This window comes from Pseudomonas sp. NFACC24-1 (assembly GCF_900115235.1).
Taxonomy (GTDB): Bacteria; Pseudomonadota; Gammaproteobacteria; order Pseudomonadales; family Pseudomonadaceae; genus Aquipseudomonas; species Aquipseudomonas fluorescens_AA.
This window is the reverse complement of record NZ_FOVS01000016.1, coordinates 112,312-128,009: the sequence shown is the minus strand read 5'-3', so window position 1 is coordinate 128,009 and position 15,698 is coordinate 112,312. Positions and strand designations below refer to the sequence as shown.

Annotated in this window: 15 protein-coding genes and 1 pseudogene; 6 read left to right on the top strand and 10 right to left on the bottom strand. The window is 61.2% G+C overall.

Going from position 1 to position 15,698, the window contains the following annotated elements; genetic code table 11:
• Nucleotides 1-349 precede the first annotated feature (349 nt).
• The 4 genes from BM317_RS16680 to BM317_RS16665 all read right to left on the bottom strand — a co-directional run bounded on the left by BM317_RS16680 (nt 350) and on the right by BM317_RS16665 (nt 4,347).
• A complete protein-coding gene (locus BM317_RS16680) occupies nt 350-1,192 on the bottom strand; it encodes a cache domain-containing protein (protein WP_092166066.1) in 843 nt (280 codons plus the stop codon).
• Between the two features lie 229 nt (nt 1,193-1,421).
• Nucleotides 1,422-2,297 (bottom strand): ATPase, encoded by an 876-nt coding sequence (locus tag BM317_RS16675; RefSeq protein ID WP_092475250.1) that lies wholly within the window; start codon nt 2,295-2,297, stop codon nt 1,422-1,424.
• 106 nt (nt 2,298-2,403) lie between these two features.
• On the bottom strand, nt 2,404-3,396 hold the full coding sequence (locus tag BM317_RS16670) for an NAD-dependent epimerase/dehydratase family protein (protein WP_092166055.1): 993 nt from the start codon (nt 3,394-3,396) through the stop codon (nt 2,404-2,406).
• 42 nt (nt 3,397-3,438) lie between these two features.
• Entirely contained in the window at nt 3,439-4,347 is a 909-nt protein-coding gene (locus BM317_RS16665; RefSeq protein WP_060738833.1) for a LysR family transcriptional regulator ArgP, read from the bottom strand.
• A gap of 98 nt (nt 4,348-4,445) precedes the next feature.
• Between BM317_RS16665 and BM317_RS16660 the strand changes: the two genes are divergently transcribed.
• The 4 genes from BM317_RS16660 to BM317_RS16645 all read left to right on the top strand — a co-directional run bounded on the left by BM317_RS16660 (nt 4,446) and on the right by BM317_RS16645 (nt 9,766).
• A complete protein-coding gene (locus tag BM317_RS16660) occupies nt 4,446-5,048 on the top strand; it encodes a LysE/ArgO family amino acid transporter (protein WP_092166054.1) in 603 nt (200 codons plus the stop codon).
• A 175-nt stretch (nt 5,049-5,223) separates the two neighbouring features.
• Nucleotides 5,224-5,820 (top strand): superoxide dismutase, encoded by a 597-nt coding sequence (locus BM317_RS16655; protein ID WP_060738835.1) that lies wholly within the window; start codon nt 5,224-5,226, stop codon nt 5,818-5,820.
• 293 nt (nt 5,821-6,113) lie between these two features.
• Nucleotides 6,114-8,165: a putative bifunctional diguanylate cyclase/phosphodiesterase gene (locus BM317_RS16650; protein WP_092475246.1), complete on the top strand. Its 2,052-nt coding sequence runs from the start codon at nt 6,114-6,116 to the stop codon at nt 8,163-8,165.
• 257 nt (nt 8,166-8,422) lie between these two features.
• Nucleotides 8,423-9,766 carry an imelysin family protein gene (locus tag BM317_RS16645; protein WP_060738837.1) on the top strand — a complete coding sequence of 448 codons (1,344 nt, stop codon included), beginning with the start codon at nt 8,423-8,425 and terminating at the stop codon, nt 9,764-9,766.
• A 237-nt stretch (nt 9,767-10,003) separates the two neighbouring features.
• Here the strand turns inward: BM317_RS16645 and BM317_RS16640 are convergent, their stop codons facing one another.
• From BM317_RS16640 to BM317_RS16625, 4 genes and pseudogenes are all read right to left on the bottom strand, one after another.
• Nucleotides 10,004-11,239: an RNA polymerase sigma factor gene (locus BM317_RS16640; RefSeq protein WP_092475244.1), complete on the bottom strand. Its 1,236-nt coding sequence runs from the start codon at nt 11,237-11,239 to the stop codon at nt 10,004-10,006.
• A pseudogene (locus tag BM317_RS16635) lies at nt 11,239-11,334 on the bottom strand (polyketide cyclase); the annotation flags it as partial. The gene BM317_RS16640 and the pseudogene BM317_RS16635, both read right to left, overlap by 1 nt.
• A gap of 75 nt (nt 11,335-11,409) precedes the next feature.
• On the bottom strand, nt 11,410-11,754 hold the full coding sequence (locus tag BM317_RS16630) for a YciI family protein (RefSeq protein ID WP_003198606.1): 345 nt from the start codon (nt 11,752-11,754) through the stop codon (nt 11,410-11,412).
• Between the two features lie 67 nt (nt 11,755-11,821).
• A complete protein-coding gene (locus BM317_RS16625; protein ID WP_092166051.1) occupies nt 11,822-12,256 on the bottom strand; it encodes a YybH family protein in 435 nt (144 codons plus the stop codon).
• A gap of 141 nt (nt 12,257-12,397) precedes the next feature.
• Here BM317_RS16625 and BM317_RS16620 point away from each other — a divergent pair, with 141 nt between their 5' ends.
• Nucleotides 12,398-12,883 (top strand): GNAT family N-acetyltransferase, encoded by a 486-nt coding sequence (locus tag BM317_RS16620; protein ID WP_092166050.1) that lies wholly within the window; start codon nt 12,398-12,400, stop codon nt 12,881-12,883.
• Nucleotides 12,884-12,931: 48 nt separating this feature from the next.
• On the opposite strand, the gene BM317_RS16615 is transcribed toward BM317_RS16620, so the two are convergent.
• Nucleotides 12,932-13,420 (bottom strand): GyrI-like domain-containing protein, encoded by a 489-nt coding sequence (locus tag BM317_RS16615; RefSeq protein WP_092166049.1) that lies wholly within the window; start codon nt 13,418-13,420, stop codon nt 12,932-12,934.
• Nucleotides 13,421-13,500: 80 nt separating this feature from the next.
• Complete coding sequence (locus BM317_RS16610; protein WP_092475242.1) at nt 13,501-14,163, bottom strand: LysE family translocator; 663 nt, start codon at nt 14,161-14,163, stop codon at nt 13,501-13,503.
• A gap of 208 nt (nt 14,164-14,371) precedes the next feature.
• On the opposite strand from BM317_RS16610, the gene alaC reads away from it, so the two are divergent.
• Nucleotides 14,372-15,589, top strand: a complete 1,218-nt coding sequence (gene alaC, locus BM317_RS16605; protein WP_092166047.1) for an alanine transaminase — start codon at nt 14,372-14,374, stop codon at nt 15,587-15,589.
• Nucleotides 15,590-15,698 lie beyond the last annotated feature (109 nt).

Genomic DNA, 15,698 nt, shown 5'->3' with positions numbered 1-15,698 from the left:
TGTGCAAACCTGCCGAACACAGAGATGTTGGACTGGGAACACGGTCAACGTGGCGAGGGGATTTATCCCCGCTGGGTTGCGCAGCAGCCCTCTGCGTTTCAACTGACAATCGCGGCGCATGGTGGATTCTGGGGCTGCTGCGCAGCCCAACGGGGATAAATCCCCTCGCCACAAGGCCCTATCAGCCCCAGCCCCAGCCCCAGCCCCAGCCCCAGCCCCAGCCCCAGCCCCAGCCCCAGCCCCAGCCCCAGCCTTGGCCTTAGCCTTGGCCTTAGCCTTAGCCTTAGCCTTAGCCTCAGCCTCAGCCTCAGCCTCAGCCTCAGCCTCAGCCTCAGCCTCAGCCTCAGCCTCAAGGACTGTAATATCCCACCGCCACTAGGAAATGCCCGACCTTCTTCAGGTACGCGTGTTTATCCTCGACCTTGCCCGTCACCGGATTCTTCCAACGGTACTCGTACTCTCCCTCGCCCTGTTTCCCGATCAACGCCAGGATCGGCTCGCCCACCGGTTTGCCATCCGGGTCCTTGACCTTGGCGAAGTCGGTATTGATCAAGCGCAAATTGGTGCCATGGCCGACATAACGCCGGGTATCGAGGTCGACGACAAAGACATACAAGTCATCCTGCAGGTAACCGCCCTTGAGGGAGTTGACCGCCGTCAGCGTGGCCTTCTCGTTTTTCAGCAGATCATCCGAGGCCTTGTCCAGCAACGCCCTGGCCTGTTCGGCGGAAGCCCGGGGCAGGTAATAGCCGACAGCCAGGATTCGCTCGCCGATACGTTGGAAATACACATGCTTGCGCTCGACCTTGCCGTCCGCCCAGTTCTGCCAGCGGTACTCGGCTTGCTGGATGCCACTGGCCTCGGGGGTTTTCAAGGCGTCCTTGAAGGCTTTGCGCAAATCCGGCCCCAGCACCTCGGACACGTCCCGCCCGATCAACGCCGAGGACGGCCCGCCGCTGGCAAGCATCACACCTTGGGTATCCACCACGAACACGTAGCGATCCTTGTCGACGAATTCCCCTTGGCGACTGAAGGCGGCAAAGGCTTTGTCGCCGTTGTCGTGGTAATAGACCAAGGCCTTCTCCAGCAGCGCCCGGGCCGCCTGGCCATCGTCCGCAGTGGCCGCCTGGGCCTGAGCCAGCCCCAGCATGAGCATTGCCCCCAGCCAGGCCATCCTGTGAAAAAAACCCATGCGTGCGCCCCTCGTTCTTGTTGGTGTTTCAAGAGCGTAGACGGCGTGGGGTGATGTTGGAGTATTCAGGGGATTGCTGGGGAGCCTGGGGAGCCAGAGGTATTGATATTGACTGACAGGACGTCATCGCGAGCAAGCTCGCTCCCACAGGGTCAGCACCCTCCAGTGTGGGAGCGAGCTTGCTCGCGATAGCGGCGGCACATTCAGAAATGATGCGCGCACAAACGGCTTATTGAGCCCCAGCGCGCAGTTGCTGCTGCAAGTTCTGGATCTGCGCCTGCAAGGTGTTGATGTTACGGGTGACCTGGCCGCGGAAGGCGTCGAACTCGGCCGTGTTGCCGCCCTTGTCCTGCTGGCTCTTGAGCACGATCACGTCCTGTTCCAGGCGGTCGATGGCAGAGTTGGAGGTGGCTCTTTTCAGGGCGGTGATGTCAGCACCGATGCTCTTGAGCTGGGCGTCCAAGGCACCACCCTCGCCCTGGCTCCTCAGGGCGGTCACTTCAGCCGCCAGCGCCTTGACCTGGGCCTGGAGCTCCTTGTTGGACGCTTGCAACTGCGTGTTGGTGTTCTGCTGTTCCGAGGCCTGGGCGATGAGCTGGGCCAATTCCTTGTCCAGGTCGGCAGATGGACCGAACGTGGCCTGCTGTAGTTTGTACTGCTCCTGCAGCTTGCCGTCGAATTGCCGCCCCTGTTCCTGCAGCTTGTTGTCCAACTGTTTGATCTGCAGCTTCAAGGCTTCACTGTCGCTCATGACGTTGGACTGCCCGGCGACCACCTTGCCGGAAATGTCCTGCAAGCGCCCCGCCGCATCCTCACTGATCCGGGCGAAGCTTTCCTGGGTCGCCACCAGTTGCTGCTCCATCAGGGAAATCTGCTGGAAGCTCCACCAGGCCAGGAAACCGAATGCACACAGCAGCGCGCCGACCAATGCCCACAGCGGCCCGGTGCTGGCCCCCTTGACCTTGGCCGCGGCAACGGGCGCCGGGCGCGCTTGCACGTGGGGCTGGCGGCTGGGCATGAAATCATCGTCATCGGGAATGTCGGCCCGCATCCGCAGGCTCGGTACATCATCGAAGTCGTCGTTGGCATCGTTACGCATGGGCATGGTTCGACCTTTGGGAAACCGATAATGGCTTGATGCGGCGAGTATAACCCTCTCGCCCGCCGCACCGATTGACCCCGAACCTGGCACTCGGTTCATGATGGGCCGATCAGCGGGCTGTTTGGACACCCCACCAGGCGCAAAATTCATCGAGGGCGGTCCACAGGCTGACCTGCGGATCGTAATCGAGATAATGCCGGGCGCGACTGATATCCAAGGTGAAATTTTTGTTCATGACCTGCATGCCCAGGCGCGACAGCGTCGGTTCGGGGCGGCCTGGCCACAACTTGCAGAATCCTTCATTCAGGGCCGCGACGCTGTAAGCCAAGCCGTAGGAACGATAACGTCGAACCTGTGGGACTTCCATCTGGCGCATCACATAATTGACCACATCCCATAGCGGAACCGGTGCGCCGTTGCTGATGTTGTAGGCCTTGCCCAAGGCTGAATCGGTGGCCAGCAGACTGCTGAGCAACGCTTCGTTGAGGTTCTGCACACTGGTGAAGTCCACCTTGTTCAACCCGTTGCCGACAATGGCCAGTCGGCCCTTGCGCTGCATTTTCAGCAGGCGTGGGAAAATGCTCATGTCACCGGCGCCGGTCACGAAACGCGGGCGCAGGGCCAGCACTTCGAGGCCGAACTCCTGGGCGCCGAAGACTTTCTGCTCGGCCAGGTACTTGGTGGCGGCGTAAGGGTGCTTGAAGCGCTTGGGCACCTGTTCTTCGGTCAGCCCGAGGTGGTCACGGCCGTCGAAGTAAATGGACGGCGAGGACAGATGAACCAGGCGTCGCACCTTCTGCTTGAGACAGGCTTCGACAACATTTTCCGTGACTTGGACATTGCCCTGGTGGAAATCCTGATAGCGACCCCACAGCCCCACGGAGCCGGCGCAATGCACCACGGCCTCGACATCCAGGCACAGGTCGCGGGCCAGCAGAGGGTCGTTCAGATCGCCTTGGACGAACTGCGCACCACGACGCACCAGATGTTCCACGCTCTCGGCCCGGCGACCGGTGACCCGTACATCCAGGCCCTGCTCCAGGGCGAAACGCGCAAAGCGCCCGCCAATGAAGCCGCTCGCGCCGGTGACCAAAATCTTCATGCATGCTCCTAAAAATCAGATTCGAGCTACAAGCCACAAGCGTCAAGCCAAGCGCTTTTCACTTACCGCTTGCAGCGTGCTGCTTGCCGCTGCGATCAATCGCTCAGTCAATAAGCCGAGCAACTGCCCACCATTGCGCCAATGATGCCAGTACAGCGGCACATCGATCGGTTTATCTGCCAACAATTCCACCAGCACGCCTCGTTCCAGCTGTTCGCGCACTTGCAGCTCCGGCACCAGCCCCCAGCCCAACCCCACCTCGGCAAGACGGATGAAACCTTCGGACGAGGGGCATAAATGATGCTCGAAACCGCCCTCCACGCCCACGGACGCAAGGTAGCGATGTTGCAGGAAATCATCCGGGCCAAACACCAGTGCCGGCGTACGAGCCAGTTGATCGGCCCGCACGCCGTCGGGAAAGTGCCGGGCGATGAAGGCCGGGCTGGCCAACGCCCGGTAGCGCATCGCCCCCAGCAGCACGCTGCGAGCGCCCGCCACCGGGCGTTCGCTGGCGCAGACACAGGCCGCCACTTCACCGGCGCGCATGCGCTTGAGGCCCACGGTCTGGTCTTCTACCACCAGGTCGAGCAACAGGTGATGGTCGGCGCAGAAATCTCCCACGGCAGCGGCCCACCAGGTTGCCAGGCTGTCGGCGTTCAAGGCGATGCGCAGACGCTCCGGCAGCCCCTCTTCATCCAGCGCCGGCACCAGGCTCTGCAGGTCGCGCTCGAGCAGCCGCACCTGTTGCACGTGGTTGAGCAACCGACGGCCGATTTCCGTGGGCGCTGGCGGTGTGGCACGCACCAGAACGGGCTGACCGACGCGCGCCTCCAGCAGCTTGATCCGTTGGGAAATGGCCGATTGCGACAAACCCAGCACTTGGGCCGCGCGCTCGAAACCGGCCTGCTCGACGACGGCGGCCAGGGCAGAAAGCAATTTGTAATCGAACATCAGTTTCCCTAATGAGCAATCAGCAATATTGGTTTTTCTTATACAGCTCACCACAGGAGAATGGCCAGCAATTCATCAACTGACCGGGGGATAAAACGATGTGGCAAAGCTATGTGAACGGGCTCTTGGTGGCCCTCGGGCTGATCATGGCCATCGGCGCCCAGAACGCATTCGTGCTGGCCCAGAGCTTGCGCCGCGAGCACCACTTGCCGGTCGCGGCGCTATGCATCGCCTGCGACGCCCTGTTGGTCGCCGCCGGGGTGTTCGGCTTGGCGACCTTGCTGGCCCAGAGCCCGTTATTGCTGTCGATTGCCCGTTGGGGCGGCGCGGCGTTCCTGCTCTGGTACGGCAGCCAGGCCTTGCGCCGGGCCTGTTCCAGGCAAAGTCTGCAACAGGGTGAGAAACAGGCTGTGCGCTCGCTGCGGGCCGTGTTGCTCAGCGCGCTGGCGGTGACGCTGCTCAACCCCCACGTCTACCTCGACACCGTGCTGCTGATCGGGTCCCTCGGTGCCCAGCAAAGCGTGCCCGGCGCCTATGTGGTGGGCGCGGCCAGTGCCTCATTGCTGTGGTTCCTCACCCTGGCCATCGGTGCCGCATGGTTGGCTCCCTGGTTGGCCCGTCCAAGCACCTGGCGGATCCTGGACCTGTTGGTGGCGGTGATGATGTTTACCGTGGCGATGCAATTGATTGTCGCCGGCTGATTATTCCAAACCGCTCTGGAACCTCTATTCCACACAGTTGTTGCGTGGTTATGCCGCACCCCCGGTGCTATGATCCGACTCCTGCGCCGCAAAGAGTACAAACTCCCCGGCGCTAGTCTGGCCGCCCGTGATCGGCCTTGCGCTCACCGCAACTGACCTGATTAGGAGAATCACCATGGCTTTCGAATTGCCGCCACTGCCCTATCCACACGACGCACTGGCGCCACACATTTCCAAAGAAACACTGGAATACCACCACGACAAGCACCACAACACCTACGTCGTGAACCTGAACAACCTGGTGCCTGGCACCGAGTTCGAAGGCAAGACCCTGGAAGAAATCGTCAAGACTTCCTCGGGCGGTATCTTCAACAACGCCGCTCAGGTCTGGAACCACACCTTCTACTGGAACTGCCTGGCGCCAAACGCCGGCGGTCAACCAACCGGCGCCCTGGCTGAAGCCATCAACAAGGCATTCGGTTCGTTCGACAAGTTCAAGGAAGAATTCAGCAAGACGTCCATCGGCACCTTCGGTTCCGGCTGGGGCTGGCTGGTGAAAAAGGCTGACGGTTCCCTGGCCCTGGCCAGCACCATCGGCGCCGGCAACCCGCTGACCAGCGGCGACACCCCGCTGCTGACCTGCGACGTGTGGGAACACGCCTACTACATTGACTACCGCAACGTTCGTCCGAAATACGTCGAAGCGTTCTGGAACCTGGTCAACTGGAAATTCGTCGCCGAGCAGTTCGAAGGCAAAGCCTTCACTGCCTAAGCTCGATGCCAGACAAAGGAAACCCGGCACCGTGCCGGGTTTTTTTGCGCGACAAAATTGATCGCAAGCCAAATACGTCGTGTCTGGAACCCAAGAAAAAATCCCGACAGGCCTCAAGTTGCGGTGCCTTTCAACCGACACAATGGTCATAGAGCAATCACTCCGGAAAAAACGTACATCGGCCAGGTTTCAAGCGAAAACCCTTGTGTTTGATTGTCCCTTTGACTGACATCACAGGATTGCCAATACTCATGGCAACTTGACGCTACCCGCACGGAACAAGGAACCATTCTTTGAAGCTGGAACTCAAGAACAGCTTGTCTGTGAAGTTGCTCCGGGTCGTGCTCCTTTCGGCATTGATCGTTGGCATGGTCTTGAGCTGCGCCCAGATCGTGTTCGATGCCTACAAAACCAACCAGGCCGTCGCCAGTGACGCCCAGCGTATCCTCGACATGTTCCGCGATCCGTCGACCCAGGCCGTCTACAGCCTGGACCGGGAAATGGGCATGCAAGTGATCGAAGGCCTGTTCCAGGACCAAGCCGTGCGCATGGCTTCCATCGGCCATCCCCGCGAAACCATGCTCGCCGAAAAAGCCCGCCCCTTGCAGCACTCCGAAAGCCGCTGGCTGACCGACCTGATCCTGGGCAAGGAGCGCACCTTCACCACGCAACTGGTGGGACGTGGCCCCTACAGCGAATACTACGGCGACCTGAGCATTACCCTCGACACGGCCACCTACGGCGAGGGGTTCATCGTCAGTTCGGTGATCATCTTCATCTCCGGGATGCTGCGGGCCCTGGCCATGGGCCTGGTGCTGTACCTGGTCTATCACTGGCTGCTGACCAAGCCGTTGTCGCGGATCATCGAGCACCTGACCGAAATCAACCCCGATCGCCCCAGCGCACACAAGATCCCGCAGTTGCGCGGCCACGAGCAAAACGAACTGGGCCTGTGGATCAACACAGCCAACCAACTGCTCGAATCCATCGAGCGCAACACACACCTGCGTCACGAAGCGGAAAACAGCCTGCTGCGAATGGCCCAGTACGACTTTCTCACCGGCCTGCCCAACCGCCAGCAACTTCAACAGCAACTGGACAAGATCCTGGTGGACGCCGGACGCCTGCAACGTCGGGTGGCGGTGTTGTGTGTAGGGCTGGATGATTTCAAGGGCATCAACGAACAGTTCAGCTATCAGACCGGCGATCAGTTGCTGCTGGCCCTGGCGGATCGACTACGGGCCCACAGTGGGCGGCTCGGCGCACTGGCGCGGCTGGGGGGCGACCAGTTCGCCCTGGTCCAGGCCGACATCGAACAGCCTTACGAGGCCGCCGAACTGGCCCAGAGCATCCTCGATGACCTGGAAGCGCCGTTCGCCATCGACGATCAGCAAATCCGCCTGCGGGCCACCATCGGCATCACCCTCTTCCCCGAAGACGGCGACAGCACCGAGAAACTGTTGCAGAAAGCCGAGCAGACCATGACCCTGGCCAAGAGTCGCTCGCGCAATCGCTACCAGTTCTACATTGCCAGCGTCGACAGCGAGATGCGCCGCCGCCGCGAGCTGGAAAAAGACTTGCGCGAAGCCCTGGCCCGCGAGCAGTTCTCCCTGGTGTACCAGCCACAGATCAGCTACCGCGACCTGCGGGTGGTGGGCACTGAAGCCCTGATCCGCTGGCACCATCCCGAACACGGCCTGGTGCCGCCGGACCTGTTCATTCCCCTGGCCGAGCAGAACGGCACCATCATCGCCATCGGTGAATGGGTGCTGGACCAGGCGTGCAGGCAATTGCGCGAATGGCACGACCAGGGTTTCCTCGATCTGCGCATGGCGGTCAACCTGTCGACCGTGCAGCTGCACCATGCCGAACTGCCACGGGTGGTGAACAATCTCCTGCAGATCTACCGGCTGCCGCCGCGCAGCCTGGAGCTGGAGGTCACCGAGACCGGCCTGATGGAAGACATCACTACTGCGGCCCAGCACTTGCTGAGCCTGCGTCGCTCCGGGGCGCTGATTGCCATCGATGACTTCGGCACCGGCTATTCGTCCCTGAGCTACCTCAAGAGTCTGCCGCTGGACAAGATCAAGATCGACAAGAGCTTCGTCCAGGACCTGCTCGACGACGAAGACGACGCAACCATCGTCCGGGCCATCATCCAATTGGGCAAGAGCCTGGGGATGCAGGTCATTGCCGAGGGGGTCGAGACGGTCGAGCAGGAAGCCTACATCATCGCCGAGGGCTGCCACGAAGGTCAGGGGTACTACTACAGCAAACCACTGCCGGCACGTGAACTGGGCCTTTACCTGAAGCAGGCCGAGCGCAGCAAGGCGTCCATCCTCTGATTCTTCTCTTCTGCCACGTTCCCGTAGGAGCTGGCGAAGCCTGCGATCTTTTGATCTTCGCTGCAGACTCCATTGGCAGGGGAAAGATCGCAGCCTCGCTTCGCTCGGCAGCTCCTACAGACGCTGCCGATCCCTTCATTAAATAAGAAATATTTACAACCATAACCCTTTACACATAATGCAAATCTTTCGCATTATGTCGCAGTTTTGCGCACCCTCGCGCCTGTCCCATCCATCACCGAAGCAGGATGTTCGCCATGATTCGTATGCCCCTGGCTACCGCCAGTTTGCTGGCCATCGCTATTTCCCTCGCCGGTTGCGGCGAAGGCAAAGACAAGGCCGCCGCGCCGCAAGCGCCAACGCCGGCCGCCAGCACCTCGGCACCGGTCGCCCCTGCTGCTGCCGGCAAAGTCGACGAAGCCGCCGCCAAGGCCGTTGTCGCGCACTATGCCGACATCGTCTATGCCGTCTACAGCGATGCCGAATCCACTGCGAAGACCCTGCAAACCGCCGTCGACGCGTTCCTGGCCAAGCCGAACGCCGATACCTTGAAAGCCGCCAAGGCTGCCTGGGTCGCCGCACGCGTACCGTACCTGCAAAGCGAAGTGTTCCGCTTCGGCAACACCATCATCGACGACTGGGAAGGCCAGGTGAACGCCTGGCCCCTGGACGAAGGCCTGATCGACTACGTCGACAAATCCTACGAGCACGCCTTGGGTAACCCGGGCGCCACCGCCAACATCATCGCCAATACCGAAGTCCAGGTTGGCGAAGACAAGGTCGACGTCAAGGACATCACCCCGGAAAAACTCGCCAGCCTGAACGAGCTGGGCGGTTCCGAGGCCAACGTCGCCACCGGCTACCACGCCATCGAATTCCTGCTGTGGGGCCAGGACCTCAACGGCACCGGCCCGGGCGCCGGCAATCGCCCCGCTTCGGATTACCTGGAAGGCGCCGGTGCCACTGGCGGCCACAACGACCGTCGTCGTGCCTACCTCAAGTCCGTGACCCAACTGCTGGTCAATGACCTGCAGGAAATGGTCGGCAACTGGAAGCCGAACGTGGCCGACAACTACCGCGCCACCCTGGAAGCCGAGCCGGCCGAAAGCGGCCTGCGCAAGATGCTGTTCGGCATGGGCAGCCTGTCCCTGGGTGAACTGGCGGGCGAGCGCATGAAGGTGTCCCTGGAAGCCAACTCGCCGGAAGACGAGCAGGATTGCTTCAGCGACAACACCCACAACTCGCACTTCTACGATGCCAAGGGCGTGCGTAACGTGTACCTGGGCGAATACACCCGTGTCGACGGCACCAAGATGACCGGCGCCAGCCTGTCGTCCCTGGTCGCCAAGGCCGACCCGGCCGCGGACACCGCGCTCAAGGCCGACCTGGCCGACACCGAAGCCAAGATCCAGGTCATGGTCGATCACGCCAACAAGGGTGAGCACTACGACCAGTTGATCGCCGCCGGCAACACTGCCGGTAACCAGATCGTGCGCGACGCCATCGCCGCACTGGTCAAGCAGACCGGTTCGATCGAACAGGCTGCGGGCAAACTGGGCATCAGCGACCTGAACCCGGACAACGCTGATCACGAGTTCTGATCAACGCCGGCTGGCTGAAAAAAGCGACCTTCGGGTCGCTTTTTTTTGTCTGATGCAGGTCACTCAGTAGAAATAAAGCCGAAGCTGTTCTTGTGGCGAGGGGATTTATCCCCGCTCGAGTGCGCAGCGCTCGCCGACAACTGGCAGCGTTGCACAGAGTTCTGGGATTGCTCCGCAATCCAACGGGGATAAATCCCCTCGCCACAGATTCGGTGCTTGCAGGTCCTTGGTGGCTCATCACTGCAACCCCGCAAGCCGTCCTTCGATAAACCGCCGTTCCGGCAGTTGCTGCGTCAGTTCGAGCGCGCGGCGGTACGCCGCCCTCGCCTCGTCCAATCGTCCCAGTTGACGACAGAATTCCGCCTGCGCCGAATAGGCCAGGTGATAGTCGAGTAATTCCCCACGCTCCAGGATCGCCTCGACCAGGCGCAAGCCGACTTCCGGTCCATCGCGCTTGGCCAGGGCGGCGGCGCGGTTGAGTTCGATCACCGGCGACGGCACGGCCCGCAGCAGCACATCATAAAGGCCGATGATCTGCGGCCAATCGGTCTGCTCAGCCGTCGGCGCTTCGGCATGCACCGCCGCAATCGCCGCTTGCAGGCAGTACGGCCCGAACCGTCGGGTTTTCAACGCGGCTTCCACCAACGCACAGCCCTCGGCGATCAGCTCGGCATCCCATAAGGATCGCACCTGCTCATCCAGCAGAATCAGTTCACCGGTCGACGACGTTCGCGCCGGGCGCCGGGATTCGTGCAGCAGCATCAACGCCAGCAACCCCATGACCTCGGCTTCGGGCAGCAACTCCATCAGCAGACGCCCGAGACGGATGGCTTCGCGCGTGAGGTCTTCGCGCGTCAGCTCGGCCCCCATCGAGGCCGAATACCCTTCGTTGAACACCAGGTAGATCACCCGCAGCACGCTGTCCAGGCGCTCCGGCAGTTCCGCGCGGGACGGCACCTGATAGGGGATTCTGGCATCGCGGATTTTCGCCTTGGCCCGCACGATGCGCTGGGCAATGGCCGCCGGGGCGGCGAGGAACGCCCGGGCGATTTGTTCGGTGCTCAGGTCGCAGACTTCCCGCAGCGTCAGGGGCACCTGGGCATCCGCCGCCAGGGCTGGGTGGCAACAGGTAAAAATCAGCCGCAGGCGATCGTCTTCCACGTCTTCGTCACTCCACGGATCCTGCTCCAGCGCCTCGATTTGAGCGATCAACATCGGTTGGGACGCAGTGAAGCGCGCACGCCGGCGCAAACTGTCGATGGCCTTGAAGCGTCCGGCAGACACCAGCCAGGCCCGAGGGTTGTCCGGTACACCGTCGCGCTGCCAGCGCTCGACCGCAATGAAAAAAGCCTCGTGCAAGGCCTCTTCCGCCAGATCGAAGTCACCCAGCAGGCGAATCAATGTCGCCAGGATCCGCCGCGAGTCTTGCCGATAAACCTGCTCGACCCGCGCCTTGACCGTTTCGACCGACATCAGTCGGGCATGCCTTGGGTAACCAGCGTCTCAAGCCGGCCCAGGCTCTGGCCCCAACCCTCATGGAAACCCATGGTTTCCTGTGCCTGGCGATCGATTACCCGGCTGATGGACAACGCGTAAAAGGCAGCTGTGAGGTTCATGAATGAAATCCTGTTTGTGATTGTTGTTCAGGGGTTCAGTTGGCGTACCGGTCGCACTTCAACGCAACCGACCCGGGCCGCCGGGATATTGCCGGCGACCTGGATGGCTTCGTTGAGGTCCTTGGCGTCGATCAGGTAGAAGCCCGCCAGTTGCTCCTTGGTTTCGGCGAACGGGCCGTCGGTGATCGACAGCTTGCCGCCACGCATGCGCACCGTGGTGGCGGTCTGTACCGATTCCAGGGCTTCGGCGGCCAGCATGCGCCCACTGCCCTGGATCGATTCGGCATAGGCCATGCACTCGGCGTCCTCCGGGCTGTCGGGGGAGTTGTGCAGCGTGTGTTCGTTGCTATACACCAGGCATAGGTACTTCATGGAAGGCTCCGTGTTCGGACTGATCAACTATGGACGGCAGAATGACGCTCGGCGAAAAAACCGACGATCAGGGTTGCAGGTCGAACAGCGCCGTCCCGGCCATCGGGTCGAACGGAGCGGACCAATGTTCATGGACAATCCGCCATTGTCCGGCTACACGCTGGTAGCAGGCCGTCACACGCATCCAGCAGGCCTGTTCCTCGCCTTTTTCGTTGGTGCCGCCGCAATAGGCCAGCCAGTGGGCGAAGGCAATGTTGTCGGCCGGGGTAATCTTGACCTGATGAAAGTCGAACTTGTGCGGGCCGGGGCACATTTCCATACAGGCTTGCCAATGGGCCCGGTAAGCCGTCTTGCCCTTGAATTGCAGGGCCTGGATGGCATCGAACGAGACAATGTTCTCGTCATAGAGCGCCATGACTTTTTCGACATCCTTGGCCATGACGGCTTGGCGGTAGGTGTCGATCAGGGCCTGGATCTGGGTTTCAGTGGCTTGGGTATTCATGGTGATTCTCCGCAGTTTTTTGTTGAAGACACCCTTTGTCGTTTGGAGAAACAGCGAATCGACAATCCAACAAAAAATATTCAAAGAGAAAATTCGCTAGAATCCAAGTCCCTATTCTGTCGGCAAACATTGGACGTTTCTGTGACCGCTCGACTCGTCCCTTACGAAGACCTGACCGCGCTGCAACGCGAACAGGTCAGCGCCATCGAACTCTCCCCCGAGCAGATCAAGTTCGCCGGCGATATCCATGGCGCCCTGCACATGCTGCTGTCCCGGCCCGGCCCGGGAGTCAAGGGCTTTGCGCTATTGGCTGGGGAGGTACCGGTGGCCTTCCTGCTGCTCAAGCGCCCGCCGGTACTGCCCGCCTGGGCCAACGAACACAGCGCCACCCTGCATGCCTTGCAAGTCGACCACCGGGCCCAGGGCAAAGGGTATGGCAAGGCCTGCCTGCAAGCACTACCCGCCGTGGCACGTAGCGCCTGGCCGGACATCCACGGATTGGAGCTCTCGGTCGATCCCGATAACGTCTCGGCCATTGGCCTGTACGCCCGACTGGGCTGGGTCGACAGTGGCGAAGCCTATAAGGGCCGCATCGGTTATGAGCGGCGGATGGGGTTGGTGTTCTGACAAACAGAATCAACGATCGATAGGCGCTCCCACAGGGGACTGCGTCAATCAGCTTGGCTTGAGCGGGATCCAGATCTCCAGGGTGCCTTGGCCGGTCCTGGGGTTGAAGTCTTCGCTGTAGCGCTCGAATTCAGGCTCCTGCGCCGCTTCGTAACCGGACTGGGGCAGCCACTCGTTCCAGATGTACTGGAACGTATCCGGCAGCTTTTTCAACGGCCCTTTGTGTTCGAAGACCGCGTAATGGCCTGGCTGGATTTCGATCCAGCGGTATTGGTCCGGCAAATCGTCGAGCCGGCTGATTTCCACGCCGGCGATGTATTCGAACCCGCCCTGCCCGTCCGGGTTGCAACACACACCGTAGGTCACTTCATCTTTCTGCCCTGGCACCTTGTCGAGCCAGGGCAGGAACTTTTCCCAGAGCAGAGGGATGTCTTGGGCGGTGTCCTGGGTAAACCGAGCACCAAAGCCGGCGATGAGTTGAAAACGTCCCTGTTCAAAGCGTGGTACGGCTGTGCAATCGCGTTTGGGCTTTTCCATGCGGCAACACTCCAGCAAAACGTGAAGTCGGGCTTGGCAGTATAGAAGCCAAACCGGAATTGCCAGGGCCGTTTCGCTTGTCAGATGCCAGGCAGAGGCCCGGTAACGGCGTTTCCTACAAACTCGTTGTAGCCAGAAACAATCACGTACACCGCGAAATAACAGAAGATCGCAGCGGATGCCCAATAGGAATAACGCAACAATTTATCCCCCAACAGTTTGCCGCCCTGGGTCGCCGCCAGACACAAGGCCGCGCACCACAGCAGCCCGGCGCAGAGAAAACCACTGAGAAACAGCGCCGAGCTGAGCAAGGTTCCGCCGCCCGAACGGGCGATCAGCGTACCGCCCACTGCCGCGAACCAGAGGATGGCACTGGGCGATGACATGGCCAGGAAAATCCCGCGCAAGAACTCCTGGCGCGAAGAGTTGCCCTGCACTTCACCGGCCTCGGCCAGTACTGCGCTGTGATAGATCGCCGAGTGGATCATCTTCGCCGCGAAGTACAGCAACAGCACCGAGCCACCGACCCACAGCACCCAGCGCACCGCTTCGTATTGCAGCAATACGGTCATGCCGGCCAAGGCCAGGACGGCATAGATCAGATCGCCCACGCAGGTGCCCAGGCCCAGGGCGAAACCCTGGAAATAGCCGCGCTGCATCGCCAGGGTGATCATCGCGATATTGGCCACGCCAATGTCCAGGCACAGCGAAAGGCTCAGCAGGAAGCCGCTGGAAAATTCCATCATTCGTTCCATCAGGATTGGGTGAGACAGGTTCAACAAGCCGCTGCGACCATCGATGGCGCCGCGGCCAGGGCGACAGTGTCGTCGAAAATAGTTCGCCGCGGCTACTGGACAATCCGACATCCGCCCGATTATCTTGCGCCGCAGGCCACCGCAGTGGCCAACGTCGCTCGGACGGTTCCGGGCGCTCACGTATCTCGAGGCAACAATGGCCGAACAAGGTTCGCCGCGCCGCTTTGCGCGCATAGATCGACTCCCCCCGTATGTATTCAATATCACTGCCGAGCTGAAGATGGCTGCGCGTCGGCGCGGCGAAGACATCATCGACTTGAGCATGGGTAATCCCGACGGCGCCACGCCTCCACACATCGTGGAAAAACTGGTCACCGTCGCCCAGCGTGAAGACACCCACGGCTACTCCACCTCCAAAGGCATCCCGCGCCTGCGCCGCGCCATTTCGCGCTGGTACAAGGACCGCTACGAAGTGGACATCGACCCGGAAACCGAAGCCATCGTCACCATCGGTTCCAAGGAAGGCCTGGCCCACCTGATGCTGGCCACCCTGGACCAGGGCGACACGGTGTTGGTGCCCAACCCCAGCTATCCGATCCACATCTACGGCGCGGTGATCGCCGGCGCCCAGGTGCGCTCGGTGCCGTTGGTGCCAGGGGTGGATTTCTTCGACGAACTGGAGCGGGCCATTCGCGGCTCGATTCCCAAGCCGAAGATGATGATCCTCGGCTTCCCATCCAACCCCACCGCCCAGTGTGTGGAGCTGGACTTCTTCGAGCGGGTCATCGCCCTGGCCAAGCAGTACGATGTGCTGGTGATCCACGACCTGGCCTACGCCGACATCGTGTATGACGGCTGGAAAGCCCCGTCGATCATGCAAGTGCCGGGGGCGAAGGACATCGCGGTGGAGTTCTTCACCCTGTCCAAGAGCTACAACATGGCCGGCTGGCGCATCGGGTTCATGGTGGGCAACCCGGAGCTGGTCAACGCCCTGGCGCGGATCAAGAGCTACCACGACTACGGCACCTTCACGCCGCTGCAGGTGGCCGCCATCGCCGCCCTCGAAGGCGACCAGCAATGCGTGCGCGACATCGCCGAGCAGTACCGCCAGCGCCGCAATGTGCTGGTCAAGGGGCTGCATGAGCTGGGCTGGAAGGTGGAAAACCCCAAGGCGTCGATGTACGTCTGGGCCAAGATTCCCGAGGCCTATGCACACCTGGGCTCGCTGGAGTTCGCCAAGAAGCTGCTGGCCGAAGCCAAGGTCTGCGTCTCGCCGGGAGTGGGGTTCGGGGAGTATGGGGATGATCACGTGCGCTTTGCGCTGATCGAGAACCAGGACCGGATTCGCCAGGCGGTGCGTGGGATCCGTGGGATGTTCCGGGCGGATGGGTTGGTAAGCAAACCTAACGCCTGACCTAAAACCCAATGTGGGTATTTCCTGGATTTGTTGATCACCAGAAATCGGTGTGGGAGCGGGCTTGCTCGCGAAGGCGATATAACATTCAACCTATTTGTTGACTGTC

Coding starts and splice junctions, on each gene's coding strand:
- BM317_RS16680 (WP_092166066.1), bottom strand. CDS start 1,192: ATGGGTTTTTTTCACAGGATGGCCTGGCTGGGGGCAATGCTCATGCTG.
- BM317_RS16675 (WP_092475250.1), bottom strand. CDS start 2,297: ATGCCCATGCGTAACGATGCCAACGACGACTTCGATGATGTACCGAGC.
- BM317_RS16670 (WP_092166055.1), bottom strand. CDS start 3,396: ATGAAGATTTTGGTCACCGGCGCGAGCGGCTTCATTGGCGGGCGCTTT.
- BM317_RS16665 (WP_060738833.1), bottom strand. CDS start 4,347: ATGTTCGATTACAAATTGCTTTCTGCCCTGGCCGCCGTCGTCGAGCAG.
- BM317_RS16660 (WP_092166054.1), top strand. CDS start 4,446: ATGTGGCAAAGCTATGTGAACGGGCTCTTGGTGGCCCTCGGGCTGATC.
- BM317_RS16655 (WP_060738835.1), top strand. CDS start 5,224: ATGGCTTTCGAATTGCCGCCACTGCCCTATCCACACGACGCACTGGCG.
- BM317_RS16645 (WP_060738837.1), top strand. CDS start 8,423: ATGATTCGTATGCCCCTGGCTACCGCCAGTTTGCTGGCCATCGCTATT.
- BM317_RS16640 (WP_092475244.1), bottom strand. CDS start 11,239: ATGTCGGTCGAAACGGTCAAGGCGCGGGTCGAGCAGGTTTATCGGCAA.
- BM317_RS16630 (WP_003198606.1), bottom strand. CDS start 11,754: ATGAAGTACCTATGCCTGGTGTATAGCAACGAACACACGCTGCACAAC.
- BM317_RS16625 (WP_092166051.1), bottom strand. CDS start 12,256: ATGAATACCCAAGCCACTGAAACCCAGATCCAGGCCCTGATCGACACC.
- BM317_RS16615 (WP_092166049.1), bottom strand. CDS start 13,420: ATGGAAAAGCCCAAACGCGATTGCACAGCCGTACCACGCTTTGAACAG.
- BM317_RS16610 (WP_092475242.1), bottom strand. CDS start 14,163: ATGGAATTTTCCAGCGGCTTCCTGCTGAGCCTTTCGCTGTGCCTGGAC.
- alaC (WP_092166047.1), top strand. CDS start 14,372: ATGGCCGAACAAGGTTCGCCGCGCCGCTTTGCGCGCATAGATCGACTC.